General features: G+C 42.0%; 1 pseudogene. It reads right to left on the bottom strand.

Annotation, left to right across the window (positions count from 1 at the left end):
• Window positions 1-214: 214 nt before the first annotated feature.
• A pseudogene (locus ACT3CD_RS17225) lies at window positions 215-832 on the bottom strand (IS91 family transposase); the annotation flags it as partial.
• Window positions 833-1,015: the final 183 nt, after the last annotated feature.

The raw sequence follows: 1,015 nt of genomic DNA, 5'->3' as shown, positions 1-1,015 counted from the left end.
AAAATACTATGGACCTACTGTCGTTTTTTTATGTTTTTGAGAAGAATGCCCATGCTTTAATTGTGTTGCTTTAAACTCTTTGTGTTTAAAAAAAGAGAGCATTTTGCAACTCAAAAGTTAAAAACCAGTCTCTTTTTGGCTTAAAACCTACCCTTTAGACAATACAACACCTAACCTCATGTTCATGAAGTTTTTAAGGGAGGTGTTTTGTTGGTTACAGCAACTTTGCAAAAAGCATAGAAGGCAGATGTCCTGCGGGTGACCGAGTCCTGGGCATAGTTCTTATGACAATCAGACGTCCCTTTTTGCAATGAGGACATTTGGTCACGTCAATCCCGGTTAATCTTAAAATGCGTTCTGAAGCTGTTTCTTCCTTTTTGGGTGCCATCAACTGGGCAATGTCGGGCTTCTCATCCGGCACTAATTGCAAATTCAGATGGCGCTTTGTGGAATGGTGATAAATGCCGAACCGACGGAAGCGTACGTAACCATCCGGCATGACATGCAGGCAGAATCGACGCAAAAACTCTTCACCTTTAAGTGATACCGGTTTCTTTTGTGCCCGGTCACGGTAGTTTTTGGCCACCAAAGTGACGAGTGTTGAGTTAATGTTCAAGATCCTCTGTTTGCTGATGGCAATACGATGAGTATATTGTCCCAGATACCTGATGACATGCTCGGCTCCTGCCAGGGATGACTCGCAATAGACTACCCATTTTTTTTGGTAGGCCTTTTCAATGCGGGCTTTAAACCCATCAATTGCAACTTGCTTTCGTAGTTCCCTTCGCATGCTGTCCAGAAATTTACCTTTAAAGGCTGCACTCAACAGAGGCAACAACCCATGCCAATAATTTGCTGGATGAGGCCTACAGGGAAGCTTCCAATATGGCAGATCTTCTTTCCGGTCTGTATGGAAAAGAGAGCGAGATTGTTAAGAAAATCTGTCATATTCTGAAATAGCTTGACGTAAAAAGTCAAGTAAAATGAAAAAAAAAGGAATTGCCATGTTAACAAA

Origin of the sequence: Geofilum sp. OHC36d9, from assembly GCF_052400685.1 — a bacterium.
GTDB lineage: Bacteria > Bacteroidota > Bacteroidia > Bacteroidales > Marinilabiliaceae > CAZHHH01.
Note: the sequence above shows the minus strand (reverse complement) of the source record. Positions and strands in the feature narration are given on the sequence as shown.